General features: G+C 66.0%; 20 protein-coding genes. 14 read left to right on the forward strand and 6 right to left on the reverse strand.

What is annotated here, in order from left to right; genetic code table 11:
- Positions 1-69: 69 nt before the first annotated feature.
- The gene (locus AC07YR_RS09285; protein WP_494733784.1) at positions 70-2,121 is read right to left on the reverse strand and encodes a beta-galactosidase; all 2,052 of its coding nucleotides are present in this window, start codon (positions 2,119-2,121) and stop codon (positions 70-72) included.
- 181 nt (positions 2,122-2,302) lie between these two features.
- On the opposite strand from AC07YR_RS09285, the gene AC07YR_RS09290 reads away from it, so the two are divergent.
- From AC07YR_RS09290 to AC07YR_RS09315, 6 genes are all read left to right on the forward strand, one after another.
- Positions 2,303-3,586: an ABC transporter substrate-binding protein gene (locus tag AC07YR_RS09290; RefSeq protein ID WP_494733785.1), complete on the forward strand. Its 1,284-nt coding sequence runs from the start codon at positions 2,303-2,305 to the stop codon at positions 3,584-3,586.
- A 29-nt stretch (positions 3,587-3,615) separates the two neighbouring features.
- Positions 3,616-4,569 (forward strand): carbohydrate ABC transporter permease, encoded by a 954-nt coding sequence (locus AC07YR_RS09295; protein WP_055804832.1) that lies wholly within the window; start codon positions 3,616-3,618, stop codon positions 4,567-4,569.
- The gene (locus tag AC07YR_RS09300; protein ID WP_494733786.1) at positions 4,566-5,498 is read left to right on the forward strand and encodes a carbohydrate ABC transporter permease; all 933 of its coding nucleotides are present in this window, start codon (positions 4,566-4,568) and stop codon (positions 5,496-5,498) included. The genes AC07YR_RS09295 and AC07YR_RS09300 overlap by 4 nt, the downstream gene beginning before the upstream one ends.
- Positions 5,499-5,502: 4 nt before the next feature.
- Positions 5,503-6,120 carry a Poxvirus protein I5 gene (locus AC07YR_RS09305; protein WP_494733787.1) on the forward strand — a complete coding sequence of 206 codons (618 nt, stop codon included), beginning with the start codon at positions 5,503-5,505 and terminating at the stop codon, positions 6,118-6,120.
- A 48-nt stretch (positions 6,121-6,168) separates the two neighbouring features.
- Positions 6,169-7,506, forward strand: a complete 1,338-nt coding sequence (locus AC07YR_RS09310) for an MFS transporter (RefSeq protein WP_494733788.1) — start codon at positions 6,169-6,171, stop codon at positions 7,504-7,506.
- Positions 7,507-7,652: 146 nt separating this feature from the next.
- A complete protein-coding gene (locus tag AC07YR_RS09315) occupies positions 7,653-8,942 on the forward strand; it encodes an ABC transporter substrate-binding protein (RefSeq protein ID WP_494733789.1) in 1,290 nt (429 codons plus the stop codon).
- Positions 8,943-8,951: 9 nt separating this feature from the next.
- Here AC07YR_RS09315 and AC07YR_RS09320 read toward each other — a convergent pair whose 3' ends face one another.
- Positions 8,952-12,269, reverse strand: a complete 3,318-nt coding sequence (locus AC07YR_RS09320; protein WP_494733790.1) for a family 78 glycoside hydrolase catalytic domain — start codon at positions 12,267-12,269, stop codon at positions 8,952-8,954.
- Entirely contained in the window at positions 12,266-14,326 is a 2,061-nt protein-coding gene (locus AC07YR_RS09325) for a DUF6807 family protein (RefSeq protein WP_494733791.1), read from the reverse strand. Before AC07YR_RS09325 ends, AC07YR_RS09320 begins: the two co-directional genes overlap by 4 nt.
- Before the next feature lie 259 nt (positions 14,327-14,585).
- Between AC07YR_RS09325 and AC07YR_RS09330 the strand changes: the two genes are divergently transcribed.
- The 6 genes from AC07YR_RS09330 (at position 14,586) to AC07YR_RS09355 (ending at position 20,353) form a co-directional block, all read left to right on the forward strand.
- On the forward strand, positions 14,586-15,329 hold the full coding sequence (locus AC07YR_RS09330; RefSeq protein WP_494733792.1) for a YesL family protein: 744 nt from the start codon (positions 14,586-14,588) through the stop codon (positions 15,327-15,329).
- Between the two features lie 192 nt (positions 15,330-15,521).
- Complete coding sequence (locus tag AC07YR_RS09335; RefSeq protein WP_494733793.1) at positions 15,522-17,051, forward strand: extracellular solute-binding protein; 1,530 nt, start codon at positions 15,522-15,524, stop codon at positions 17,049-17,051.
- Positions 17,048-18,022, forward strand: a complete 975-nt coding sequence (locus AC07YR_RS09340) for an ABC transporter permease (RefSeq protein WP_494733794.1) — start codon at positions 17,048-17,050, stop codon at positions 18,020-18,022. Before AC07YR_RS09335 ends, AC07YR_RS09340 begins: the two co-directional genes overlap by 4 nt.
- Complete coding sequence (locus AC07YR_RS09345) at positions 18,022-18,894, forward strand: carbohydrate ABC transporter permease (protein ID WP_494733795.1); 873 nt, start codon at positions 18,022-18,024, stop codon at positions 18,892-18,894. The genes AC07YR_RS09340 and AC07YR_RS09345 overlap by 1 nt, the downstream gene beginning before the upstream one ends.
- Before the next feature lie 37 nt (positions 18,895-18,931).
- Positions 18,932-19,651 carry a rhamnogalacturonan acetylesterase gene (locus AC07YR_RS09350; protein ID WP_494733796.1) on the forward strand — a complete coding sequence of 240 codons (720 nt, stop codon included), beginning with the start codon at positions 18,932-18,934 and terminating at the stop codon, positions 19,649-19,651.
- Positions 19,652-20,353: a DUF1961 family protein gene (locus AC07YR_RS09355; protein WP_494733797.1), complete on the forward strand. Its 702-nt coding sequence runs from the start codon at positions 19,652-19,654 to the stop codon at positions 20,351-20,353. It abuts the gene before it with no gap.
- On the opposite strand, the gene AC07YR_RS09360 is transcribed toward AC07YR_RS09355, so the two are convergent.
- The 3 genes from AC07YR_RS09360 to AC07YR_RS09370 all read right to left on the reverse strand — a co-directional run bounded on the left by AC07YR_RS09360 (position 20,350) and on the right by AC07YR_RS09370 (position 23,439).
- Positions 20,350-21,180 (reverse strand): oxidoreductase, encoded by an 831-nt coding sequence (locus AC07YR_RS09360; protein ID WP_494733798.1) that lies wholly within the window; start codon positions 21,178-21,180, stop codon positions 20,350-20,352. The genes AC07YR_RS09355 and AC07YR_RS09360 overlap by 4 nt on opposite strands.
- A 127-nt stretch (positions 21,181-21,307) precedes the next feature.
- Positions 21,308-22,213, reverse strand: a complete 906-nt coding sequence (locus tag AC07YR_RS09365) for an alpha/beta fold hydrolase (RefSeq protein ID WP_494733799.1) — start codon at positions 22,211-22,213, stop codon at positions 21,308-21,310.
- 185 nt (positions 22,214-22,398) lie between these two features.
- A complete protein-coding gene (locus AC07YR_RS09370) occupies positions 22,399-23,439 on the reverse strand; it encodes a LacI family DNA-binding transcriptional regulator (protein ID WP_494733800.1) in 1,041 nt (346 codons plus the stop codon).
- Positions 23,440-23,664: 225 nt separating this feature from the next.
- Here AC07YR_RS09370 and AC07YR_RS09375 point away from each other — a divergent pair, with 225 nt between their 5' ends.
- Both AC07YR_RS09375 and rhaI read left to right on the forward strand, forming a co-directional pair.
- Positions 23,665-24,021: an L-rhamnose mutarotase gene (locus tag AC07YR_RS09375; RefSeq protein ID WP_494733801.1), complete on the forward strand. Its 357-nt coding sequence runs from the start codon at positions 23,665-23,667 to the stop codon at positions 24,019-24,021.
- Positions 24,022-24,099: 78 nt separating this feature from the next.
- Entirely contained in the window at positions 24,100-25,266 is a 1,167-nt protein-coding gene (gene rhaI, locus AC07YR_RS09380; RefSeq protein ID WP_494733802.1) for an L-rhamnose isomerase, read from the forward strand.
- The last annotated feature ends 3 nt before the right edge of the window (positions 25,267-25,269 follow it).

Here is a 25,269-nt window from a genome sequence, read left to right on the forward strand (position 1 = left end):
CCGAAAGTGCCCCCATCCGATCCTTGCGAATCGGGTGGGGGCACTTCTGCATGCCGTCTCGGTGCGGGGCTAGTCCTCCGCGACCACCTCCTCCGCGACCACCGCCACGCCGCCGGCAGGAACCGATCCCGTGAACCGTTCACCGGACAGCAAATCGGCCCCGGCCACCTCCACCCTGGCGTCCGCACGCGAATGGTTGATGGCGAACACGAAGCTGGTGCCGTCAGCATTGCGGCGCCGCGTCAACTCGACGCCCTGGTCCGCTTGGGCCACAGCGGAAACTCCGGACTCGGCGAGCAGACGGTCCACCAGCGCTTCGATGCCGTCCGGGTCCGGGAAAGTGGCCAGGTACCACGCTGATCCGGAACCCGCCGAGCGCCGTGTAAGTGCTGGAACGCCGTCGAGCGGGTACTCGGTGAACGTCGCGAGGACCTCTGTGCCGGCGTCACCGGCAGCCCCGCCCGCCGCGTGGACATGCTCGCTCCATACCGTCCCCACGCCGCCGTCGCTGAGCTTGACGGTGGACCCGGCCAGCAGCGGATGGAATTCCTCCACCCGGACACCCAGCAGGTCACGGAACGCGCCCGGGTACCCGCCGAGCCGGACGTGGTCCTGCTCGTCAACGATCCCGCTGAAGTAGCTGACCAGGACCGTGGCACCGCCTTCGGCAGCCAGCGCAATGTTGGCGCCGGCGGCGTCGGTGACGTTGTACAGGGTGCACACGAGCACCAGATCGTAACCATCGAGCGACGCGGAAGGGTGCACAAAATCCGTCGAAATCCCGCGCAGGAACAGGGACCGGTGGAAGGCGCGCATCAGGTCCAGGTACTTCACATCAATGCTGGGTTTGGAGTCAATTTCGCTGGCCCACCAGGCCTCGTAATCGAACACGATGGCCACCCGCGATTCCACGCGGGATCCGCGCACCGACGCCAGCTTCTGCAGTGCGGAGCCGAGCCCCACCACCTCCCGGAACACCCGGGTGTCCCGTCCGCCGTGGGGGACCATGGCGGAGTGGAACTTCTCCGAGCCGGCGAAGCTCTGCCGCCACTGGAAGAACATCACGGCGTCCGCGCCGCGGGCCACATGCGCCAGGGAATTGCGCAGCATTTCGCCTGGCATCTTGGGCTGGTTGCGCGGCTGCCAGTTCACTGCCGATGTCGAATGTTCCATCAGGATCCACGGGTCACCGCCCGCAACGCCGCGGGTGAGGTCTGCGCTGAACGCGAGTTCGATCTGCCGCTCAGGATCGGCGGCCACGAGGTAGTGGTCGTTGGCAATCACGTCCAGGTCCCCGGCCCAGTCGAAGTAGTCCATGGACCTCGTGGCGCTGGACACCATGAGGTTTGTGGTGGCGGGCACCTCCGGCGTCACGTCCCGCAGTACCCCCAGCAGGGTGCGGTAGTAGTCCATCAGGGCCCAGGAACTAAAGCGCTGGAAGTCCAGTTGCTGGCCGGGGTTGAGGGTGGACGGTGCCACGCCGGGCGGCAGGATCTCCTCGAACGAGGCGTAATGCTGGGACCAGAATGCCGTTCCCCATGAGGCGTTGAGCGCGTCAATGGTCCCGTAGCGCTGTTCAAGCCAGCGGCGGAAGGCGGCGGCGTCCTCCTCACCGTAAAACTCCGAAACATGGCAGCCGAGTTCGTTGTCCACATGCCACAGCGCCAGCGCCGGGTGGTCCTTGTAGCGTTCCGCCAGCACCCGGGTGATGCCGGTTGCGTACCGCCGGAAAGCGGCCGACGACGGCGTGTAGTGCCGCCGTGAGCCGGGACCCAGCACGGTGCCGTCAGCCGTGACCGGGAGGATTTCCGGGTGCTTGCGCACCAGCCAGGCCGGCGGAGCGGCCGTGGCGGTTGCGAGGGCCACCTTGATGCCGGCCGCGGCCAGGTTGTCCAGGACGTCGTCCAGCCAGCCGAAGTCATATTCGCCTTCGGAGGGCTCCAGTAGTGCCCAGGAGAAGATGCCGACGCTGAGGAAGGTGACTCCGGCTTCCTGCATCAGTTCCAGGTCCTCCAACCGGGTGCTGACCGGCCACTGCTCAGGGTTATAGTCGCCTCCGAAGGCAATGCCTTCGAGGCTGTTCCACACCGGTGGCGGAGTGGATTCTTGCTGGGATGACATGGGACTCCTTCGTCGATGCTGGTGCACGATCATGGCATGAAAGCAGATGTTTGGAAAACGCTTGCCCAAATGTGGGAATGAGGATATTGTATCGTTTCAGAAAGCGTGTAAGCCAGATCACTACTCTCGTTGTAGAGAATCACAGGGAATCGCGCTTACACAACCGAGCAAGGAGGCTCTTATGATCAACAGACGGAATTTCCTCACCACCGTGGCACTGGGCACCGCATCTGCCGCTGTCCTGGCGGCCTGCGGACAGCCCGCTCCGGCGCAGACTGGTTCCGCGTCGAACCCGGTCACCATCAACTACACCTGGTGGGGCAACGACGACCGCGCGGAGCGCACCCGCAAGGCGATTGCACTGTTCGAGTCGAAGAACCCGGACATCAAGGTCAACGGAAACTTCACCGACTTCGCCGGGTACTGGCAGAAGCGGGCCACCGAGGCCGCCGGCGGCGGCCTGCCGGACGTGATGCAGTGGGACCTTTCCTACCTGCGGGACTACGGCCAGCGCAACCAGCTCCTGGACCTCGGGACCGTCAAGATCAACACGGACGCCTTCGATAAGTCGCTGCTGCCCTCCGGCCAGATCCGCGGCAAGACCTACGGCATTCCCACCAGCACCAACGCCTTCGCCGTCTACTACGATCCGGCCAAGCTCGCGTCCCTGGGTATCGCGGAACCGGACGGCACCTGGACCTACGAGGAGTACAACGCCTTCCTGGCCGAGGTCGGGGCAAAAAGCAACGGCGCTCTCTTCGGCGGCACGGACTACACGGGCATCTGGTGGATGTTCAACATCTGGCTGCGCCAGAACAACATCGAAGCCTTCACCGAGGACGGCAAGCTCGGCTTCAGCAAGGACGACCTCAAGAAGTGGTGGAACCAGACAGCGGCTCTCCGCGGCACTCCTGCCATCGTTTCCGAGGAACGCGTCACCCAGCTCGCCCCGAAGTCGCCGTTCGGCTCCAACGTCTCCGCCACCGAATCCACCTGGGACAACTTCATGGCCGCCTACCTTGGAGACAGCGGCGCCAAGGAACTCAAGCTTGTCCCGGTTCCCTCCGATGACAAGGACAACCTGGGCCTCTTCCTCAAGCCCTCGATGCTGATGGTTGCCAGTGCCAAGACCAAGTACAAGGACGCCGCCGCGCGGTTCATCGACTTTATGGTCAACGACCCCGAGGTCGGCCAGATCTTCAAGACCTCCCGCGGCGTCCCGGCGTCGAAGACCCAGCGCGACGGAACCACCTTCGAGGGCACGGACAAGCTCGTTGTCGACTACGAGAAGTCCATCGAAAAGTACCTCAAGGACGCCCCTGAGCCGCCCATCGTCGGTTTCGGCACGCTGGAAACCTCCTTCAAGCGCATCAGCTCCGACCTGAACTTCGGCAAGGTGACCGTCGATGGTGCAGCCGATGCCTGGTTCAAGGAAGCCGAAGACCTCATCAAGCAGAATTCCTGATCCAGGCATTCGCAACTGACGGAATAGACATGACTCAAAGCCCAACCCTGAACAGGCGTTCGACGTCGTCCACGCCGCCGCTGCCGCGCAAATCGCGGCAGCGGGGTGCGGATGCCCGCGCCGGCTACACCTTCCTGCTGCCCTGGCTGCTGGGATTCATCGCCCTCACTGTCGGGCCCATGATTTCCTCGCTCTACCTCTCCTTCACCAACTACAACCTCTTCGACCCGCCCAAGTGGATCGGGCTGGACAACTACACCACCCTGTTCCAGGACGAACGGTTCCTGCAGTCCGTGGGCGTAACCCTGTCCTACGTCGTCTTCGGCACCCCGCTCAAGCTCGCGGCCGCACTCGCTGTCGCCATGCTCCTGAACAGCAAGCGCAAGGGACAGGGCTTCTACCGGTCAGCGTTCTACGCCCCGTCCCTGATCGGCGCTTCCGTTTCCATCGCGATCGTGTGGAAGGCGATGTTCGGCGATTCCGGACCGGTGGACCAGGGCCTGTCCTTCTTCGGCATCAACCTCGGCGGCTGGGTGGGCAACCCCTCCATGACCATGCCGATGATGATCCTGCTGACCGTCTGGCAGTTCGGCGCCCCGATGGTCATCTTCCTGGCCGGCCTCAAGCAGATCCCGGCAGACCTCTACGAAGCGGCGTCCATGGACGGAGCGGGTCCGGTCCGGAAGTTCTTCAACATCACCTGGCCCATGCTTTCCCCGGTGATCTTCTTCAACCTGCTGATGGAGACCATCCACGCTTTCCAGATCTTCGCCTCGGCCTACATCATCTCCAACGGTGAAGGCGGCCCGGCCGGCTCCACCCTCTTCTACACCCTCTACCTCTACCTGCGCGGTTTCAGCGACTTCCGGATGGGCTACGCCTCGGCGATGGCCTGGCTCCTGGTGATCGTCGTCGGCATCATCACGCTGATCTTCTTCAAAACCTCCAAATCCTGGGTCCACTACAGCGGTGATGCAAAATGACAACCATGGCAACCCCCACACAGCCGAAACCCATCAAGCCGGCAGCACAAGCCCCGGCGCCCGTGTACAACCCGAAGTCCGAGTCCGCGGGTGGCAAGCGCGCCAAGAGCGTCATCTTCCACATCCTCGCCCTCACCCTGACCGGTGTGGTGCTCTACCCCGCACTGTGGATGATCGCCTCCTCGTTCAAGCCGAACTCCGAGATCGGTGGCGCGAACACGTCGCTGTGGTCGGAAAACTTCAGCTTCGATAACTTCGTCACCGCCATGGACGGGATCGGCGGGGTCTCCACCCTGCAATTCTTTACCAACTCCCTGGTCCTGGCCATCGGCGCGGTGGTGGGAACCATCCTCTCGGCCAGCGTCTCGGCCTACGCGTTCGCGCGGATCAAGTTCCCGGGCCGCAGCGTGCTCTTCGGCATGATGATCGCCACCCTGCTCCTGCCGTTCCACGTCGTGATCATCCCGCAGTACATCGTGTTCCAGCAGCTGGGCCTCGTGGACACCTACATCCCGCTGCTGATCGGCAAGTTCCTCGCCGCCGACGCGTTCTTCGTCTTCCTCATGGTCCAGTTCATGCGGAACCTCCCGGCCGAACTCGATGAAGCGGCACGCATCGACGGCGCAGGCCACGTCCGGATCTTCACCTCCATCATGCTGCCCCTGATGAAACCGGCCCTGATCTCAACGTCGATCTTCTCCTTCATCTGGAGCTGGAACGACTTCCTGGGCCCGCTCCTCTACCTGAACACCCCGGAGAAGTACCCGCTGCCACTGGCCCTGCGCCTCTTCGTGGACCAGACCCAGAGCTCGGACTACGGAGCCATGATCGCCATGTCCGTCCTCGCCCTGCTGCCGGTGCTGATCTTCTTCCTCGTCTTCCAGCGCTACATCGTCGAAGGCGTCTCCACCCAGGGCCTTAAGGGCTGACGGCGTGGACAGCACCACACCCGCGTCCGGCCGCGAGGAACCGATCCCGGTCAACCGCTTCGCACTGTTTTCCGAGACCCTGCTGGCCGGAGTACTGGTGCTGGTGCTGTCCATTCCGCTGGTCACCATCCCGGCCGCCTACGCCGCGGGCATCGCCCACCTCGAACGGCACCTCTCCGGAAGGGATGACTCGCTCCGTTCCCTCTGGGGCACGTTCCGCTCGGCCCTGCCGGGCAGCTGGAAGCTGGGAATCACGACGGCGGCAGCCGCCGTCGTGATTGTCCTGAACCTCCTGCTCGCAATAGTCGGGCAGCTGCCGGGGAGTTCGGTGGTCCTGCCGGCCACGGTCATCCTGGCGGCCGCAGGAGCCATCCTGCTGCTGCGCACTGCCGCAGCGTGGTCAGACTTTGCGGGCGGCCCGGCGCCAGGCCGGGGCTGGCCGTCCGCCCTTGATGCCGCCAAAGCACTCTCGCTGCGGGACTGGAGCGGCTCCCTCCTGCTGGCCGCCGCCCTCTTTGCCGCGGTGGTGTTCGTCTGGATGCTGGCCGCCCTGTTTGTCGTGGTGCCGGGCACCCTTATCCTGGCCTCGGCCGCAGTCAAGATGCGCTCGGCGCGCGCATAGCACTATTTCGTCCCAGCAGGTCCACTTCACAACCGAGTTGAGCCAGACGTGACTTCCGAGCGCCACCCGTCCGAAGAGTCCCTCCAAGCCCCCGAACAGGCCTCTGCGCAAGCCCCCGAACAGGCCTCTGCGCAAGCCCCCGCGCCAGGCTCAGAACGGCCGCCGCGCTGGTACCACCCGCTGGCGCAGCGCAACTACCGCCTGTTCGTCGCCATTCAGCTCGCCGGCAGCACCGGCGTCTGGATGCAGCGCCTTGCCCAGGACTGGCTGGTGCTCCAGCTGACCGGAAGCCCCGCGGCCGTGGGCGTGGCGGTGGCGCTCCAGTTCCTGCCCATGCTGGTGGTGGGCCCCCTCAGCGGCGTCCTGGTCGACCTCTTCCCGAAGCGCCGCATCCTGCTGATCTGCCAGTCCGTCACCGCCGTCCTGGCCCTGGCCCTCGCCGTGCTGGATGCCGGCGGCGGGATCACCGTTTGGGCCGTCTATGCCTGCTGTGTGGCTTTGGGCATTACGTCCGCCGTTGATGGCCCTGCCCGTCAGGTGTTCGTCAACGAGGTGGTGGGGGATGCCGCGCTGCGTCCCGCGATCGGCCTGAACAACGCGATAGGCCAGCTCGGCGCGATGGTGGGCCCCGCCCTCGGCGGCCTGCTGATCGCCAAGGCGGGTTCGGCTGCCGCGTTCGCCGCGAACGCGCTGGTGTGCCTGGCGGTACTGGGCATGATCACTGCCACCCGTACCTCCCAGCTCCACCCCAGCGAGCCGCCCCTTCGCGGGCGCGGGCAGGTTCTGGCCGGCTTCCGCTACGTGCGCCACCGGCACTCCCTCCTGCTGGTGATGCTGCTGGCCGGACTCCTGGGCGCGTTCGGCATGAACGGACCCGTGGTGCTTGCGGCGTTCGCCAACGACGTCTGGCACAGCGGCGCCGCAGGCTTTGGCATGTTCAATACTTTCAGCGCCGGCGGTGCCCTGGCCGGCGCGTTGCTGGCGGCGCGGCTCCGCACCCTGGGGCGCCGCGGAATAGTGGTGAGCGCGGGGCTGTTCGGGCTGACCCAGATGGTGGCTGCCCTGATGCCGACGCAGGAGCTGTTTGTGGCCATGCTGGTGCTGGTGGGGGTGATGACGCTGCTCTTCCTGACCAGCGCGGCAACCACCGTCCAGCTGGAGGCCGGCGCGGACGTCCGGGGCCGCGTCCTTGCCCTGTACTTGCCGCTGCTGCTGGGCGGACACGCCCTCGGCGGGCTGCTGGCCGGTTGGCTGACGGAAGAGTTCGGCGTCAGGACCGGCCTGGTGGTGACCGGCGCCCTCGGGATGCTGTCCGCTGCAGTCATCGGGATGCTGCTGTGGCTCAATGCCCGACGGCGGTCCGGCGCCGGGTTTTTGTCCAGCTAACGCGGAGCTAACCATCCGCCGACGTCCCTTGAGCCGGACAGAAACTCGGCAGCGCATCCTTATTGACTGTGACCGGGAGCACATTTAGGGTAGATGAGAAAGCGCTTTCTCGCTCGTCCCACTCCACCCGTCGAAGAGGACATCGAATGATTTTTCGCGCCCTGAAATCCCGGACTCCCAAGATCGCGGCAGTGGCAGCCGCCCTCGCGCTGACCCTTTCCGGCTGCGGAGGTGGTGCCCAGTCCGATGCCGGCGGCCCCGTGACGCTGCGCTTCACCTGGTGGGGATCGGATGTCCGGCACAAAATGACCCAGAAGCTGATTGACGCGTTCGAGGCCGAGAACCCCAACATCAAGGTTGAAGGCGAATACGGGGACTGGTCCGGCTATTGGGACAAGCTGGCCACCCAGGTGGCTTCTCAGCAGGCTCCGGACGTCATCCAGATGGACCTCCAGTACCTGGGTGAATACGCCAAGCGCGGGGCGTTGCTGGACTTGAAGGAGGTGGACCTGTCCAAATTCGACAAGGCTGCGGCCGACGCGGGGAAGACACCGGACGGCCAGTTTGCCGTGACGGCGGGAATGAATGCACTGGTGGTGCTGGCCAACCCCTCGCTGGTCTCTGCCAGCGGCGTGCCGCTGCCGGACGACCAGTCCTGGACCTGGCGGGACTACGAGAAGACGGCTGCCGACATCACAGCCAAAGGCAAGACGGGCACTTTCGGGTCCGGGCCCATCACAGGAGACGCCTCATTCAACCTCTGGCTGCGGCAGCACGGAAAGTCCCTCTTCACCCCGGACGGGAAGCTGGGGTTCGAGGAGGCTGACGCCACGTCCTACTTCGAGTTCCAAGCCGGACTTCGCGACGCCAAGTCGGTACCGCCCGCGTCCGTCATGACTGAGGAGGCCAGCGCATCGCTGGACCAGACAGGCCTGGCTACCAACAAGTTCGCCATGGGCTGGCTGTGGTCCAACCAGCTGGGTGCCCTGACCAAGGCCTCCGGCCAGCCCCTGGAGATCAAGCGGCCGCCGAGCACGGCCGGCGACGCGAAGTCGGCACAGCAGTACTACAAAGCGTCCCAGCTCTGGTCGGCGAGCTCGCGCACCAAGCACCCGAAAGAGGCGCAACAGTTCATCGATTTCCTGGCGAACAGCGTTGAGGCGGGCGAGATTGCGCTGGCTGACCGCGGCATTCCCGGCAACTCTGAGGTGCGCGACGCCATTCAGTCGAAGCTAAGCCCGGCGGACGCCGCCACGGCTTCCTTCATCAACGATATTGCGGATGAAGTGGGCGACGCCCCCGTTGTCCCGCCGGCAGGGTCCAGCCCGGCCTCGGAAATCCTCACCCGCTTCGTCACCGAGGTCCACTTCGGCCGGCTGAGCCCGGAGGAAGCCGCGAAGAAGTCGATCGAGGAGATCAAGAGCGGACTCAGCTAGCGGGCAGGGCTAAAATCTGGCTGTTCCGGCTGGCTGTTCCGGCCGGAACAGCCAGGTCCCCGGATCGATCCGGAACGTGACGGGATCAGTTCCCGTGCAGGGCCCGACGACGGCGGCATCCGGCGTCGGGCCCTCCACCGCGTAACGGCCGGCCGGCAGCACAACGGCGGTGCGGACTCCGGCAGGCACCGTACAGCTCAGTTCCATTCCGGCGGCCCCGCGGCGCCAGCTGGCCGAAACCATTCCCCGCTGGAGCGGGACGCTCCCGCGGGCATGCTGCAGCCGGCAGGACGGCGGCTGGATGCAGACCTCAGTTCCGCCGTCTGCCACCCGGACGCCGAGCACGTGGCTAAGGATTTCCCGGATCACGGAAGCGGACCACGCGTGCGACTGGCTGTAATCCGTGGCCTCGTCCAGCTCCCAGGCTTCCCACGTGAAACTGGCGCCGGATTCCAGCAGCCGGGCCCAGCCGGGCTGCCCGGGGTTCGTCAGCAGGTCCAGCACCTCGTCCACCATCCCCGCCGCGAGCAGCGCCCGCACCAGCCGGTGCACAGTCATGGGACCCTGCCGCATTCCCATCCCGGCCAGCCGCCGGCCGTCCCGCTCCACCCAGATCTCCGGGGTGATGCCCAGCGACATCGGGAAGGACGTGGCGTGCTGGGAGGCATGGCCGCTTGGCGTGCCGTTGGCGTGCAGTCCGTCCACCATCGCGCCGTCCACGCGCAGGCGGATGTTGATGGCGGCGGACAGCTCGTCCGAGTGCGCGCGGTACTCAGCGGCCTCCCGGCGTCGACCGGTCAGTTCGCACAACCCGGCCACTGCATCCAGGACGGAGACAGCCTGGGCGTTAACCGTGGTTTTCGCGGCGCATTCCATGTCGTAGCCGAACCGCCCGGGCGCCGGCCAATCCACGATTCCGTGGAGGTAGGGGCCCGAGCCGCCGCCGAGGCAGGTAACGAGCCCCGCCGTCGGGCCTTCTGCCGGGATGTGGCGCAGGACGTAACCGGCGGTGGCGCGCAGGGCCGGCAGCAGCTCTTCCACCAGCGCGGTGTCGCCGCTGTTCCGGTGGTAGTCCTCCACCCATTCGGGCATCATCAGGGAGAAGTCAGGGATGTCGCGCTTGCCGTCGCCGTTGGGATACACAGCGTTGTAGCGGCCGTGCTCGCCGCCGTCGGACCAGTACCGCCCGGCCGATGCCGCAAACTCGCGCAAGGCCTGGGCCGTCAGGTTCCGTTCGCCGAAGAGCGCCATGGTGGCGTAGGAGATGTTGACGGCGTCGCCGAGGAACTGGCCCTTTTCGCGGGTGGGGGTATCCACGAACTGTTCCTGCACGCCGTACAGCGCGGAGTCCCGCAGCAGCGTGAACACGGCGTCAAGGGCCGGATCGGAACTGCTGAAGCTGCCCTCCCACTGACCGCTTCCGGGATGTTCGGAATGTACGACGACGCCGCTCACCGCGGCGATTTCCCCCGCCGGAATCCCGGGTACTTCGAGGTACCGGAACCCCAGATGCACGGCGGCTTCATAGCGCTGCGGCCCGGAAACCTGGGTGTAGGGGAAGGACATATCGGTGTTCTGGCTGGCGGACTTGCCGCGGTCAACCCGGCCGTCCGGACCCAGGGTGTAGCCGGCGCGGATCATCACGGTGCGGCCGGCCAGGCCGTCGGCGAAGTCCACCGTTGGCCGAGCGGGGAGTACGCGGCCGAAGTCCGCCACGACTGTACCGTCGTGCGCGGTCAGCAGCCTGGCCGCGCGGACGGGTGTCCGGGCCAGGAACGTGCGCCGGGGGAGTACGGCGGGAAAGTCGGTGACCGGGTGCCTGCCGAGCGACGTGGCTGGTTCCCAGACGGCCGGGGCGGTGGCGTGAGCGCCCGGGGCAGTGGCGTCCAGATGCTCCACCGGGTCGCCTTCATCGTTCCGGTAACCGGACTGCCGGTACGGACCTTCAGCCACCTGCCAGCCGGGACCTGTGCCGAACACCTCGCGGCGGCCGTCGTCATAGTCGACGTGGAGCTGGGCCAGGAACCCGGGAACTCCGGCAGCCCTGCCCTGACCCGGCCCGTACCAGTGCACCCGGGCTGAAAGGACCACATTGCGGACCCCGGTCTGCAGCAGGGCGGTGACGTCGGCGGCATCGTAATAGCCCTCACCCGGGTAGCCGAAGGACGACGTCTCCAGGACTGCCCTGCCGGAGAATGCCGTGCCGATGCTGAACACGGCCTGGTGGCTGGCGGCGGCGAACAGCCTGGCGCGCACCACCTTGCCGGAAAGCGGTACGTCCGCTCGGGCCAGCGTCCACTCGTCGGGCTGGCGGTGGGTTGTGGTGCGGGTCCACTCGGCGAGGCATGCACTTACGGGGTCAGCTCCGGCATCGAACCGGTGGTTAACAAGAAACTGGCCGGCCGGGCTGCCGGTGCAGCAGTTGAGCTCCGCCCCGGCACCGTCCGTGACCACGATCGAGCCGTATTCGGCCTGGCTCCGCGGGCCCTGGTGCAGGGCAAGGCTTCCCCGGAACCCGGCGGGGACGGGCTCGTCGACGCTGAGTAAGTGCGCGCCGTCGAGCGTCACCGTGATGGTGCGTCCGTCATCGGTGACTGTCAGGTCCTGCCATGTGCCGGGGACCAGGTCCTTGCCGGGCAGCCGTTCCTGGCTGATGTTCACGTCGCGTTCCTGGTGGGCGCTGGCCAGGATCCCGGTCGCGGGCACTGAAGCGGAGGGGATCTCCCACGGGGCCGCGCGCCGGAGAACCACGGTCCCGGCGGAATTCAGTTCCAGCAGCAGGCCGGTACCGGGGCCGGTGGTGCGCAGGAGCAGGCCCGCCCATCCCATCACCGGCCTCAGGCGCGCCTCCAGCCGGAGCTGGCGGACGGGCGTGCAGGGGAGCGGGAGGTAGGGCGAACCGGCAACCCGCAAGGCGCCGTCGAGCACTTCCAGTGGAGCGCGGCCGCCGGGCGCCCGGCGGATCCATTCGGCATTCCAGTCCGGAGTGTCGAGGCCCGTGCTGAAACCCTGCGGCGCGGACCAGGGCCCGGGGACGCCTGCGGCGTCGTGGACACGGACGGCCCAGCGGTAGTCGGCGTCCGGCGCGAGGTCCGGACCGCCGTAGGGAACGTAGTGCTGCTCGCCGGAGGCCACGGTGCCCGAGTCCCACAGCAGCGTACCGGCCGCGTCGGTGAGCCGGAGCTGGTAGGCGCCTTGATAGCAGGAGGCCGGATCGTTGCCTTTCCCGGCCTCGAGCGCCCAGCCGAAGTGAGGGCGCCTCGCTGCCGTCAGGCAGGTTTCAAGCCCGTCGGTGAGAAGGCCGACGGCGGCAAGAAGGCCCGTCACCTGTCAGCAGCCAATGCGGCAGCCTCGGCGGGGGTCAGCACGCCGTCGGCGATCCACACCGTGAAGGAGCGCCGGACGGATTCTCCCGCGCTGAGGATTACCGGACGGTCCCAGGCAAGGGCCGAACCCGCCCCCGGGTAGCCGTGCAGCCGGACGAACCAGGGATCGGGGGCCTCGGCCCGCGCGGCAAACACCAGGCTCGCCGCGCCCTCCGGGAACTCCGCGGTCCAGGCCAGCCAGGGCGAGACGGAGCCGTGGACGGCCGCCTCACCTTGCCGGTCCGCCGTGAAGACGTCCGCCGCGGAGCACGCGGGCAACCGCCAGAAGAACCCGCCGTAGCCGCTGCCCGCGGCACCGTTGGACCCGGGACCGCCCAGCGACGCATCGACGACGGCGGTCAGTTCAGTTGCCAGGTCCAGCCGCCAGGTGCGGTGGTCCACTCTGCCGGCGCGGGTGGTGCGGCGCTCGCGGAGGAGTTCGCTGCCGTCCGGTGCCTGCCAGCTCAGGTCCTGGTGGAGGGAGTCGCCGCCCGGTGATGGCGGTTCTGACCTTGCCGCGAGCAGCACAATCCGGCCGTGGTCCGGGCGTTCCTCGTACCGCCCGGCAGCGCGGGTGTAGGTCTTGCCGCCCCAGAAATTGATGCCGTTCACATCCTGCAGTGCGATGCCGGCGCCCAGGTGCCACGGGTGGTCCGCGGGCAGGTGGTCGGTGACAGTGACGCCGCCGAGCGACCGCACCGGATGCAGGTACGGGCGGGGCGAGAGACGGGCCGCGAGGGCGGAACCGGTTCGGGCAGTAACGAGCGGCACTGTGGAAAGTGACAATGTGTCCGCACCGTCGGCGGAAGGCCGCGCCCAGGGCAGGCCGAGTTCACTGAAGGTGGCGTGCGCCGCCGTCGCGCGTTCCAGCGCATCTTCGACGCCCGTGATCACGGCGTGGGCGGAGTCGCCCTGGCCTACCCAGTCGAGGTACCGGTCCGGGACCAGGGCAGGGGCCTCGGCGGTGCGGATAGCCTCCAGTACGCGCATGAATGCTCCGCTGTCCGCGAGGGAACTGATCAACTGCCCGCCCGTCGGCAGGTCCCGCAGGCGGCGGTGCCGCAAGTGCTCCAGCAGGTTCTCGGTGAGGTCGTCCCGGCCAAACACCTCGTGGCGCTCGCCGGCGGCGGTGCTGACGGTCACGCGGTCTTCGGTGTAGTGGAACACTGCCGTGCCTTCGCTGCCCTGCAGGGTGACGTACGGTTCCACGGACTCCGTGGCGCAGAGGGTCAGTGCGCAGGTGATCGGAAGGCCGGACGCGGTGCGGACCCGGATGACGGAGGTGTCGTCCGACTCGATGTCATTGGCGCGGTAGAGGTCCGTTTCCACCGAGGAGAGATCGTCCGCGGTCCGCGCGCCGGCTATCCGCAAGGCAGTGGCGATGGCGTGCGCCAGGGGGTTGGTAGCCACGCCGTCAACGACGTCGACACCGTCGAGGCTGCGCTTGCCCGCCCAGCGCGACCGCTTGTAGTACGCGCGGTCGCGCACCCAGCGGCCGGTGGCGGAGATTCCCAGGAGGGTGCCGATTTCCCCGGCCGCGAGCAGGTCTTCGATGGCCTGCAGGGCCTGCGAGCCCAGGCTCTGGAAGCCGATCTGGACACTCCGTCCGGCGGCTGCGGCGGCGTCCTGTAGCCGGGTGAAATCGGCCAGCGATGCTACCGGGGGTTTCTCCAGGTATACGTCGGCGTGGGGAAGGGCGGTGAGAGCCAGGGGTGCGTGCGTCTGGATGGGAGTGGCCACAATGACGAGGTCCAGCGCAGGGGTTGCTGCAAGGAGTTCGTCCAGGGTGCCGAACACCGCGGTCCCGGGAGGGAGCGCGCCGGCGGCCGGGGGATTCGGGTCGGCGACAGCCACGAGGGTGACGGCTCCGCCTTGCTGGAGCCTTTCAAGGTTGCGGAGGTGGTGGGTGCCGAAGCCGTGAACGCCGACGAGTGCCACCCTGGCCGAGGCGGAGGTGGTTTTGCGTTCTTCGGTGGGCATTTTGCGTTCTTCCGGGACGGGCTCGGACAGGGTGCCCATGGCTCTCCTCTTCTGTTCCCGGTATTTCCCTTTCCCAGGGCCGGGTCTGACGTCGGTGTCGATGCGGAATTCGCCGGGCGCAGGCCCGTGCCCGTCGCTTTCAGAGTAGGCCGTGGGTCCCACTCCAGCTGTTGGTAAGCGCTTTCCAACTTGTTGTCGCCACCAGTCTAACCCGGCACCGGTGAATATGTAACGATTCAAATTGTGCCTTGACCGCCGCTTCAAAAGCGTCTAGATTTTCGAGAAACCGCTTACTGACGTGACGTGGACCACTGTGGCCCCCGTTTCTGCAACGATGGAGATCCGAAGGGGGCTGGCTGTGCTGGCTGGAAGTTTTAATGCCAAGGCGTACTCATTTTTCGATACCCTGCTGTGGATTGCCTGCTTGAATCTGCTGTGGATGGTGTTCTCGCTCGCCGGGCTGGGCGTCCTCGGGGTAGGGCCTGCCACGGCAGCGGCGCAGATCCTGGTGCGCCGCAGGGTCAGGGGCGAGGCTGCTCCGCTGCTCCGCTCATTCGCCGGGGAGTTTGGACGCAACTTCGGCCGTGCCAATGGCCTGATGCTGCCGGTCCTGTTGGCCGGTGCGGCGCTGGCGCTGAACTGGAATTACTTCTCCCGCTCCGGTGACCTCCTGTCGCAGTTGATGGCGGCGGGTGCTTTCCTGGCCGCAATCTTCCTGGCGGCCGTCGCCTGCCACCTCTTTCCCATGTTTGCCCGCTACGAGCTGCCGCTTCCGCAGTACCTCCTGATGTCATCGCGGTTTGCCCTCCGGCACCTGGCAGGCACGGCAATCCTGCTGTTCGTGACTGCCGTCGCGCTATTCGCCAGCCAGGCCGTGCCGGGTCTCATTCCGTTCTTCAGTGTCGGAGCGTGGCTCTACGTGACCGGCTGGCTGTGCGACCGGTTTTTCACTGCGAACGACGAATCCGTCGCCGGCAATGTTGACGAGGCTGCCGCGGCCGCCAGGTTCCCGGCTGCAATGGCTGGAGCTCCCCTTGGCTGAGCCATCCGACGCCCGCATGAGCCGCCGGATCTGCCGCGTGGAGTCCTCCGCCTTTAGCGTTACTAACTTTTTCGGGCAACCAAATGAAACGTATCAAAAGTTGCCCCGGACTTCCCGAACACCCATCTGACTCCAGAATCAGCCCCAAAAACTGACCCAACCGACCCCGAAGAAGTGGAAAAGGAAAACATCATGACCCGTAGAAAAATCAGCCTGGCGGCCGCCGTCGTGACCGCCACCGCCTTGACCCTCACGGCTTGCAGCGGAGGTGAAGCGCCGGCTGCGGATTCCTCGAAGATCACCATCATGGCGCCGTTCCTGGAGGCGCAGCCGCCGTCCGCCGACGGCGCCGTGCAGCAGAAGCTGGAGGAGCTCACCGGCAAGGACGTGAGCATCACCTGGACGCCGAACGCGTCCTACGAAGACAAGATGAACATCACGCTCGCCTCCTCCGAGATCCCGCAGGTCATGGTGGTCCAGGGCAAGTCCCCGGGCTTCGTCAAGAACGCCGAGGCCGGGGCCTTCTGGGACCTCACGGACAAGCTGGAGGAGTACCCCAACCTGAAGACCACCTTCCCGGAGGTCGAGAAGAACGCCAGCGTCAACGGCAAGGTCTACGGCGTCTTCCGTGCCCGCAACCCCATCCGATCGGCCGTCATGTTCCGCCAGGACTGGCTGGACAAGCTCGGATTGAAGGCTCCCGAAACCACGGAGGACCTGTACAAGGTGGCCAAAGCGTTCACCGAACAGGACCCGGACGGCAACGGCCAGAACGACACGTGGGGCATCACCGTTCCCAAGTTTGGGGCATTGGGCACCAACAGTCCGTACGACATGATTGAAACCTGGTACGGCGCGGGCAACCGGTGGACCGAAAGGGACGGAAAACTGATCCCGAGCTTCGAGACCGAGGAGTTCCTGGAAGCCAACCGCTTCGTCAAGAAGATGGTGGACGAGAAGCTCATCAACCCGGACTTTGCCACCTTTGACGGCACCAAGTGGAACGAACCGTTCTTCAACGGCAAGGGCGGCATCATCGTCGACGTCGACTCCCGCGTCAGCGTCCTGATCAACCTGTTCAAGCAGGCCAACCCGAACGACTTCCAGAACAAGGTGGGCTTCGTCGGAGGGCTCCAAGGCCCGGACGGCGAACTGCATACGCATCCCACCGACGGCTACTCCGGCTTCCTGGCCGTGCCCAAGACCAGCGTCCGCACCGAGGCTGAACTGAAGAACGTTCTGCAGTTCCTCGACAAGATGAACTCCAAGGAAGTGGCCGCGCTCCTCAACAACGGCATCGAAGGCGTCAACTTCACTGTCGAGGACGGCAAGGCAGCCACCATCAAACCCGAAACCCCCGAAGGCAAGACCGTGGCCACGGACATCAAGAGCTACGCGCAGCTGGGCACCAACGTCACGGGCAACAACTTCTACCCCGTCAAGCAGGCCTCGGCCTACGAGCAGGAAGTCTTCGACAAGCGGGTCGAGGTCATGGCGGAGGACCTGAAGAGCGCCGTCTACAACCCGGCCGCGGCGTTCGTTTCGCCCACCTACGTTGCCAAGGGCGCGCAGCTGGACAACATCGTGGCTGACGCCCGGATCAAGTACCTGGCCGGCCAGACTGACGAACAGGGCCTGAAAGATGCCATCAAGCTGTGGAAGACCAGCGGCGGCGACAAGGTCCAGGAAGAGATCAACAAGCTCTGGCAGGAGAGCAAGTGACAACGTCCACCGTGGACGTCAAAGCCCCGGAGCAGGCGCCGCCACCAGCGCCTGCCCCGGGGCAGCGACGCCGCTTCGCCGTCCACTTCGCGCATTACAAGTGGCTGTACCTGCTCCTGTTGCCTGGCGTCATCTACTTTGCGGTGTTCCGGTACGCCCCGATGTACGGGGTGTCCATCGCGTTCAAGGACTACGTCCCGTTCCTGGGCGTCAACGCCAGCCCCTGGGTGGGCTTCCAGCACTTCCAGGATTTCTTCTCCAACCCGGACTTCGGCCGCCTGCTGGGCAACACGCTGATCCTGGCATTCCTGAACCTGGGCATCGCGTTCCCGCTGACCATCGTGCTGGCCCTGCTGCTGAACGAGGTCCGCCTCTCCATCCTCAAGCGCACGGTCCAGACCCTGGTGTACATCCCGCACTTCCTGTCCTGGACCATCGTTGCGTCGCTGAGCTTCCTGCTGTTCGCCCTGGACTTCGGGCCGCTGTTCCTGTTCATCAACTCAGTGCTTGGCACGGACATCGACTTCCTGTCCGACCCCGCCTGGTTCCGGCCGCTCATTGTGCTCCAGGAGATCTGGAAGAACACCGGCTGGGGGACCATCATCTTCCTGGCAGCCCTGGCAACCGTGGACCAGGACCAGTATGAGGCCGCGATCATCGACGGCGCCGGCAGGTTCCGCAGGGTCTGGCACATCACCCTGCCCGGGATCCGATCCACCATCATCGTGATGCTCATCCTGGCGATCGGGCAGATGCTAAACACCGGCTTCGAGCAGATCTACCTCATGACCAACGCCCTCAACCGCGACGTGGCCGACGTCTTCGACACCTACGTGTACTTCGTGGGCATCACCCAGGGCGCGTACTCCTATTCCACCGCGGTGGGCCTGTTCAAGTCCCTGGTGGGCATCGTGCTGATCTTCGGCACCAACGCCCTGGCCAAGCGGTTCAACCAGAGCGGACTGTTCTAATGAAGATTCACAACACCACCGGCGGCCGGATCTTCGACGCCGCCAACTACGTCTTCCTGGCCCTGATCGGCGTCCTGACACTGCTGCCGTTCGTCTACGTGTTCGCCGGCTCCTTTGCCACCGAAGCGGAAATCACCCGCCGGGCCTTCTTCGTCTGGCCGGAGCAGTTCAGCCTGGGAGCCTATGAGTACATCTTCTCCACGCCCGCGTTCATCCGGGCGCTTGTCACCACCGTGCTGGTCACGGCAGCGGGCACCGTGGTCCAGCTCATCCTCACGGTCACCATGGCCTACCCGCTGGCCAAGCGGAACCTCCGCGGCCGCCAGCTGATCCTGTCCCTGGTGGTCTTCGCCATGGTGTTCTCCGGCGGCATGATCCCCACCTTCCTGCTGATCAAGGACCTCGGCCTGCTCAACAGCTACTGGGCGCTGATCCTGCCGGCAGCCATCAACCCGTTCAGCCTGATCATCATCAAGAACTTTTTCCAGGAACTCCCCGCCGAGCTGGAAGAGTCCGCCAAGATGGACGGCGCCACGGAAATCGGAATCCTCTGGCGGATCCTGCTGCCGCTGTCCAAACCCGTGCTGGCCACGTTCGCGCTCTTCTACGCCGTGGGCATCTGGAACGACTTCATGTCGCCCCTGCTGTACCTGTCCGACAACTCCAAATGGACCCTGCAGATGTACCTGCGCCAGGTCACCGCCTCGTCCGACCTCCTGGGCGCCGGCAACGTGGACCCGAACTACATCCCGCCCGAACAGGGCATCAAATTCGCAGTGATCGTGGTGGCCACCCTGCCCATCCTGATCTTCTACCCCTTCCTACAGAAACACTTCGCCAAAGGCATGCTCATCGGCTCCGTCAAGGGCTGAGCGAGCACCTCCAGGACGCCCCAACAGAAAGAACAGCATGAAAATACTGCTCGCCGGTGATTCCACTGTGGCCAACTGTCCCACCCACGAGTACCCCATGAGCGGCTGGGGCGCGCAGCTGCCCCGGTACGTCCACCCCTGGGCTGCCGTGCACAACTTCGCGAAAGGCGGTGCCAGCACGGAGTCCTTCGTTGAAGAGGGGCTCTGGGGCCAGCTCCTGGACACAGCGGAGGAGGGCAGCCTGGTGCTCATCCAGTTCGGCCACAACGACCAGAAACGCCCCCATCTGGCCGCGAGGACGGGGTACGCGGCAAACCTGCGCCGGATGGTGGCGGAGGTGCAGGCGCTCGGGGCGGTGCCGGTGCTCTGCACGTCGGTGGAGCGCCGGCACTTCCTGGCGGACGGCACCCTGGAAGACAGCCTGGAGGACTATCCCGAAGTGGTCCGTGAGATCGCGCTCGAACTGCACCTCGCCGTCGTCGACCTCAACGCCTGGACCCGCGCGCTCTACCCGGGGCTGGGCGTCGAGGAATCGAAGTCGCTGTTCTGCCATTTCGGTCCCGGCGGGCACGCCCACTGGGCTGACGGACTGGCCGACAACACGCACTTCTCCGAGTACGGTGCCTCCCTGGTCGCCGGCGAAGTGGCCGGCCAGCTCGGGGTCCTCGGCTTCGGACCGGATGCCCTGCCGGGCTCGCAAACGAGCACGACGGCGGGACTCACGACGGCGGGACTCACGACGGCGGGACGGGGCTGAGTGGGCGCGCCGCGGCTCACGACGGGCCCGGTCAGGACGGACCCGGCCAGTACGGAACTGCTTTACGGCAACCCGCTTGCCGGTCCGGCGGACGTGTCCGGCTGGGTGGCCGAGGGGCCGCTCCGGCAGGGCAGCACGGGGAGTGCCCTGGAGCTTTCCGGCGCACTGGACGATCAAGAGTTCGGGGACCACGCGCACTGGACCTTCTGGTGTCCGGTGGAGTTCCCGGACGGCATCCGGATCAGCTGGGAGTTCCTGCCCCTGGCGGAGCCGGGGCTGGCCATGCTGTTCTTTTCGGCGACGGGTCACGGCGGGCAGGACCTGTTTTCGGCTGGACTCGCCCGGCGCACGGGCTTCTACCCGCAATACCACTCGGGTGACATCGATGCCCTCCATGTGTCCTACTTCCGGCACAAGTACGAGTCCGAGCGGGCCTTCCGGACCTGCAACCTGCGGAAAAGTGCCGGCTTCGAATTGGTGGCCCAGGGCGCGGACCCGCTGCCGCCGGCGGAGGACGCCCGGGATTTCTACCGCATGGAACTGTTGAAGGATGGCCCGCGCGTGGCGTTCTCCATCAACGGGCTGCCCCTCTTCGAATGGACCGATTCCTCGGACAAGGTGCTGGGCGGGGGCTATCTCGGGTTCCGGCAGATGGCGCCGCTACGTGCCGCCTACCGGAACCTCACGGTGGAGAAGCTCTAGCCTTCGATGCTCGTGTTGATGCTGAGATCCCGCCATTCGTCCAGTTCCGCGCGCTCTGCCTGGGCGACGGCGCCAAAGGCGTTGAACGCGTCCTGGCCGAGAACCAGGAGGGACGGCGGGGTCGCGCTTTCGGCGATCGCCATGATGGCCTCGGCGGCCTTCGCCGGGTCGCCGGGCTGGGTGCCGTGGACCGTGTCGTTCTCCTTGCGTCGCTTCCCGGCCGTCTCCGCATAGTCCGCGATGGCCGTCGCGGACTGGGTGAGGGAGCGGCCGGCGAAGTCAGTCCGGAACGCGCCGGGCTCGATGACGGTGACGTTGATGCCGAGCGGCTGCAGTTCCTTGTGGAGCGAACCGGACAGGCCCTCCAGGGCCGCCTTGGTGGCCGAATAGTATCCGGAGCCGGCCGGCTTGATCCGCGCTCCGATGGAGGAGATGTTCAGGATGTGCCCGGCCCTTTTGGCCCGCATGTCCGGGAGGACTGCCTTGATCATGTCGACGGCGCCGAAAACGTTGGTGTCGAACAATTCCCGGATGTCGGCGTCGTCCGCTTCCTCAACGGCGGCGCGGTAGCCGTAGCCGGCATTGTTGACCAGCACGTCGACGCCGCCGAACCGCGTCCGTGCCTGCTGCACCACTGAGCTGATCTGCGCTGTGTCGGTGACGTCAAGGGGGAGGGCCAGGGCTGTGTCGGGGTAAGCAGCCGCGATGTCCTGCAGCGTGGAGGCGTTGCGCGCGGTGACGACCGCGTTGTGGCCGCGGGCGAGCACGGACTGGGCGAGGGCGCGGCCGAGTCCGGTGGAGCATCCTGTGATGAGCCAGGTAGCCATGGGTGTTCCCTTTCGTTGTTTATGCCCATACAACAGGAAGTGGATCCCCGGCGGGAGGGCCTCTTGATACGGGTACTGGTAGCCCCTCCCGAACTGATGATCCGGCGCACGATTGGACCGCGGATGGTCAGGGAACGGTGCCGGCCGGTTTCAGGAATTCGGCTATTTTCGTCGCCATGGCCTTGGACTGCGTCCAGTGCAGGTAGTGGTTCCCGTCGAGGATGACCAGCTCGTGGCGCGCCACATTCTGCAGCTGGCGTTCGTGGGAGCCCAGCCATTCCGGCTGCTGGTCGATCGTTTCCCGGGACAGGAACTCAAGGACGGGAACGTGGCCTGGGTAGCTGAGCGTTCGGAGCTTCGCCGCGTTCTCGGCCACCCGGTTCGTTTCGTCGGTCAGCGCCCCGTTGCCGTAGTTCCAGCTGGCCAGCATGCGCATCTGCTCGCGTTCTTCCGGCGTGTAGTTGTCGCCTGCCGGGTCTGCCAGGCCCAACGCCGCGGCCCAGCGGACCAGGCCGGTGGTCGAAGGAAGCCGTTCCCAGAAGTTGCCTGCGGCCGGCGCATCGGTGTGGGCGGGATCTTGTTCGGAGGCCATGCCGGCGGGCACCGAGGGGTCGATGCCGATAACGGCAGACACTTCCGCAGGGTACTTGTTGGCGTAGTACAGGGTGGTAAAGCCTGCTATCGAATGCCCGGCAAGGATGTACGGGCGGTCGACGGCGAGAGTGGACAGCACGGTATGAAGTTCCTCGCTCATGTTCTCGATGGTCCGGGGCCGGGCGGTCATGTCGCTGTAGCCGTAGCCGAAACCCTCCACCGCCACCACCCGGAAACCTGTCAGTTCCCGCACCAGCGGAGCGAAGTCCAGCACCGGGGCGGGCGTGCCCAGCCCGCTGAGCAGCACGATCGTCGGACCGGTTTCCCCGGAACGGGAGACATTGATGGTGCCCTGGTCGATCCGGACTTTCTCCCCGTACGCCACGGCATTCGAGCGTTCAGTCCCTTCCAGGACGAGATTCGCCGCTGTGGAGGCCACCAGCAAACCCATGATCGTCAACACCGCCGCGACGGCGATCCGGAATGCCCGCCGTCGTCGATTTCCGTGGGGCAGCGTCCGGCCCGGCGCTGAACGGGTGCGGCGGAAAAAGGAGCGCAACGGCATAGTTCAAGATACCCCCAAGGGGTATCGTAGACAAGGGTCTGAGCGTCCTCCCGGCGCGCCTAGTCCGGGGTGGTGGCACCCGCCGTGCTTTGCCGCACCACCAGTTCAGGAGTGAAGATCACGGCACGGTGGTGGGGTCGGTCCGAGGCGGATCCCATGGCGTCCACTTCCTCGGCCAGCAGCTCGATGGCGGTCCGGCCGAGTGCGTCCGTGGGCTGGCGGATGGACGAGAGCGGCACCACGGCGGACACGGCGAAGTCGATGTCGTCGTAGCCGATCAGGGCGATGTCTTCCGGAATCCGCAGCGTGTGGAGCATGGTGAGTGACTGCATCACGCCGAGGGCGAGCAGGTCATTGGCGCAGAACACTCCGTCCGGAAGTTCGCCGGCGCTGCGGCGGACCAGTTGGTCGCCCACGCCGCGGCCCGCCAGGACCGTTTGCCCGGCGGAATCCAACACTTCCAAGGAAGCGTCCGGAACCTCGGCGACGGCGCGTTGCGCCCCCTGGAGGCGGTCCGCCACCTGGCGTATCGACGTCGGGCCTCCCACGAAAGCCAGCCGACGGCGGCCGATGTCCAGCAGGTGCCGCGCCGCAAGGTAGCCGCCGGCGTCGTCGTCAACGGAAACGGAACTGTACCTGGACTCGTCGGCCAGCCGGTCCACCAGGACGGTGGGCACGCCGCGTTCGCGCAACTGGTCGAGGCGGTCGGTGACATCGCCCACCGGCGAGATGAGCAGGCCCTGGACCCGCTGTTCCTGGAAGAGGTCGATGTAGTTCGACTCGCGGCTCGCATCATGCCCGCTGTCTCCGAGCAGGACGGCGCTTCCCTGCAGGGCGGCGGCATCCTCGGCGGCGCGGACCACGGAAGTGAAGAACGGGTTGCCGACGTCGAGCACGATCAGGCCGATGGTGCGGCTGTGCCCGGCCCGGAGCTGGCGGGCAGCGTCGTTGCGGACGAACCCGAGCTCGTCGATGGCCTGCAGAACCCGGTCCTTGGTCCGCTGTGACACCCGGTCCGGGTAGTTCAGGACATTGGAAACCGTGCCCACCGCTACGCGGGCATGGTTCGCAACATCCTTGATGCTGGCTGACCGTGACATGTTTCTCCAAGCTCTCTCGTGCGGGGCCGCGTGTGCAAACGCCCGGATCACACCCCTCGCGCCAATTGTCCTTGCCCGGTGCGGGTTCCCTTGCGAGCGAAACGGCATTCCCGGATAAACGGTTTTCATCCACTGACAATTGCTTGACACCTACTCGACTTCAAGAGTACTTTGAATCGTAACAATGAAACGATTCAAAGAATCCGAAATTCAGGAGAGTCGCAGATGAGGGTGTGTTTCCGCTCCTCCGTCCAACCGGGACTGATCGATGAGTACAGGCGCAGGCACGCGGCCGTCTGGCCGGAGATGCTGAGCGCGCTCAAGGATGCGGGCTGGCACAACTACTCGCTGTTCCTGGGCGCGGACGGGCTGCTGGTGGGCTACGTGGAATGCGACGACTTCGACGCCGTGAGGGCGCGGATGGCGCTCACGGAAGTCAACGCCCGCTGGCAGGCGGAGATGGCCTCTCTTTTTGACAATCCGGACACCACGGATCAAGCCCCCGACGAAGGGTTCCTGGTCCTCGAAGAAGTCTTCAATCTTGACGATCAGCTTGCGGCGGCGGAGGCCACAGCACGCTGAGTCACCCAGGCTCCAGCAGCGGGGCCGCAGCACCACCACCCCCATACCGCAGCAACACAAGAGACCGGAATAACCAACATGAATGACGTAGCAACGGCGCTGGGCAGGCTGGAAGAGCTTGCCATCGAAGTACCCTCCTGGGCCTATGGCAACTCGGGCACCCGCTTCAAGGTGTTCGGCACGCCGGGCACCCCGCGGACCGTGCAGGAGAAGATCGCCGACGCCGCGAAGGTGCACGAACTGACGGGCCTGGCTCCCACCGTTGCCCTGCACATTCCGTGGGACAAGGTGGATGACTACGCCGCCCTGCGCGAGTACGCGGCGGGCCTGGGCGTGGGGCTGGGCACCATTAACTCGAACACGTTCCAGGACGACGAGTACAAGTTCGGTTCCCTGACCTCCTCGAACGATTCAGTGCGCCGCCGGGCCATCGACCACCACCTCGAGTGCCTGGAGATCATGCACGCCACGGGCTCGAGCGATTTGAAGATCTGGCTGGCGGACGGCACCAACTACCCGGGCCAGGACGACATGCGCGGCCGGCAGGACCGCCTCGCCGAATCCCTGCAGGAGATCTACGCCGCCCTGGGCGATAACCAGCGCCTGGTGCTGGAGTACAAGTTCTTCGAGCCGGCTTTTTACCACACCGACGTTCCGGACTGGGGCACGTCCTACGCCCAGACCCTCGCTTTGGGCGAGAAGGCGTTCGTCTGCCTGGACACCGGCCACCACGCGCCGGGCACCAACATTGAGTTCATCGTCATGCAGCTGCTGCGCCTGGGCAGGCTCGGTTCCTTCGACTTCAACTCCCGCTTCTACGCCGATGATGACCTGATCGTCGGTGCGGCGGACCCGTTCCAGCTGTTCCGCATCATGCACGAGGTGATCCGCGGCGGCGGGTTCGGGAAGGACTCCGGTGTGGCCCTGATGCTGGATCAGTGCCACAACCTGGAAGAGAAGATCCCGGGCCAGATCCGCTCCGTCCTCAACGTCCAGGAAATGACCGCGCGGGCGCTGCTGATCGACACCGCCGCCCTGGGCGAAGCCCAGCGCGCCGGCGATGTCCTGGCCGCGAATGCCGTGTTCAACGATGCCTTCTCCACAGACGTCCGGCCCATCCTGGCCGACTGGCGCGAGTCCCGCGGCCTGCCCGCGGACCCGCTGGCGGCCTTCAAGGCCAGCGGCTACCAGAAACAGATCAACGAAGACCGCGTGGGCGGTCACCAGGCCGGATGGGGCGCATAAGAG

The organism is Arthrobacter sp. GW460-12-1-14-TSB2 (genome assembly GCF_059423525.1).